Raw genomic sequence first — 1,885 nt, 5'->3', positions numbered from 1 at the left:
CTGGTGGCGCTGCGGCAATGGAGCGAGGCGTTCGACGATCACCCAGAGGAGATCGCAACCATCCTGGTCGATCGCGAGAAAGGCCGCCCGGTGAAGAAGCTCGAAATGCGCGCGGAGGACGGCCGCCTGCTCAGCCACGCGGATACGATGGTGAAGCCGCGGCGGGGCCGGAACGCAGGTCGTTCGCAACGTCTCGCTTGATGATGATGCCTGGTCCGACGCGTTTCAGCTCATGCTACCCGGCATGAAGCACCGGACTTTTGGATGACCGTCGAGGTAATGCTTCCACACCATCGTCCATCCGGCGCGATTGGGCTGYTTGACGACGGCGCCATCAGGCACATTCACCCATTCATCATCGATGCGAACGCGATAATTCACGCCGTCGGTGTCCCAATCCGGATCGGAGACGATGTACCCGTCAGCATTGGTGCAGCACTGTCCAAATTCGCTGTGCAGACTCTCGAACCACGACTTGAGAGGCGAACTGGCGTAACGGCCGTCGTCGCGCCCGAGCGCCGGCGCCGCAAGCGCGATCACGGCCGACAGCAGCACCACGCATGTGACCTTGAACATCCTTGTCTCCGCGAGTCATTCGCCGCGAGCATGCGCGCGCAGGCACGCGCCTGAACCAGGTTCAGTCCGCCGGAAAGTGGCAGTGAGATTTACGAGTTGGCCTCGAGCGCGTCGGTCAGTTCGTCGACATAGGGCTTGCTTTCGGTCAGCCCTTCGGCCGCGGCCAGCTCGAAGCCGCGTTTCCTGCCCTCCGCGAGGCCCTGCGCAATCATACGTACGACAATATCTGTTTCGTCGCTTGTTAAGCGCCTCAGGGATGTCCACGACTTCAGGATCTCGCGGGCGCGCCACAGATCCGTCCCGACGAATGGAAGCGGCTTGATCGACATCTCCGCAAACCTCCAACCTCGCGAGGACAAATCTACCACAGCCGCAATTGCTCCAGGCATGCATTTTCAAGCGCTGAAGTGGGATGTTCGCTCGGTGGACCGCATGCCAATGGCCCGTGGAAAACGAACACCGCAGCGCGGACGGCGCCAAGCGCAATGCGGCTCCATCTTGTGGCACGGCAGCGTGGATGCTGCTTCGCCCACCTCACCATTGCTCCGCCGCGCTCGCAATGACGACGTAGTGGGACTTGTACAAAATTTAGACAGCGTCAAAGATGGCTGGACACCCAAAGTGGCACCACCATGCCCCTGCTCGTCATCGTCTATTTTTCCATCACCGGCACCACCGAGAAGCTGGCGCATGCGATGGCGCGCGCGGCGGATGGCATGGCGGACGTCGCGCTCTGTCGCATCACAGGCGACGACATCGTGTCAGGCCGGTTCCAGAATGAGAGCTTACTGGAAACGATTGACGGCGCTAGCGCCGTTGCATTTGGCAGTCCCACCTACATGGGCGGGCCCGCGGCCCAATTCAAAGCTTTTGCGGACGCTTCGAGCGACAGATGGAGCAAGCAAGCCTGGGCCAACAAGATCGCAGCCGGGTTCACCACAGGCGCCTGCGCAAGTGGCGATCAACTCCACACGCTGACCTACTTTACGATCCTGGCCGCTCAGCACGGCATGCTCTGGTGCGGACTCGACATTCCCGGAGGCGAGGATCCGCGCGGCCGTAATCGTTTGGGCAGCCAGCTCGGCCTGGCGACACACCTGGTCGACGGCTCGTTGCCGCAGAGCGACCTCAGCACGGCCGAATATCTCGGCCAGCGATTGGCCAGAATGGCAAACCGTAACGGCTAACCGCACCGTCATTGCGAGCGCAGCGAAGCAATGACGAGGTCAGCGCGCTCCAATCTAACACCCGTCACCCTGAGGTGGCCGCTCCTTTAGCGGCCCTCGAAGGGTTAGCGGCCCTCGAAGGG

3 protein-coding genes and 1 pseudogene are annotated in these 1,885 nt (G+C 61.8%); 2 read left to right on the top strand and 2 right to left on the bottom strand.

Going from position 1 to position 1,885, the window contains the following annotated elements; genetic code table 11:
• A pseudogene (locus ACXJL8_RS40010) lies at positions 1 to 201 on the top strand (winged helix-turn-helix transcriptional regulator); the annotation flags it as partial.
• 24 nt (positions 202 to 225) lie between these two features.
• On the opposite strand, the gene ACXJL8_RS40005 reads toward ACXJL8_RS40010, so the two are convergent.
• Positions 226 to 576 (bottom strand): hypothetical protein, encoded by a 351-nt coding sequence (locus ACXJL8_RS40005; protein ID WP_456622709.1) that lies wholly within the window; start codon positions 574 to 576, stop codon positions 226 to 228.
• A gap of 89 nt (positions 577 to 665) precedes the next feature.
• Complete coding sequence (locus ACXJL8_RS40000) at positions 666 to 905, bottom strand: hypothetical protein (RefSeq protein ID WP_456622708.1); 240 nt, start codon at positions 903 to 905, stop codon at positions 666 to 668.
• 303 nt (positions 906 to 1,208) lie between these two features.
• On the opposite strand from ACXJL8_RS40000, the gene ACXJL8_RS39995 reads away from it, so the two are divergent.
• Positions 1,209 to 1,763, top strand: coding sequence for a flavodoxin family protein (locus ACXJL8_RS39995; protein ID WP_456622707.1), 555 nt, complete (start codon positions 1,209 to 1,211; stop codon positions 1,761 to 1,763).
• The last annotated feature ends 122 nt before the right edge of the window (positions 1,764 to 1,885 follow it).

Source organism: Bradyrhizobium sp. P5_C11_2 (assembly GCF_054049755.1).
Note: the sequence above shows the minus strand (reverse complement) of the source record. Positions and strands in the feature narration are given on the sequence as shown.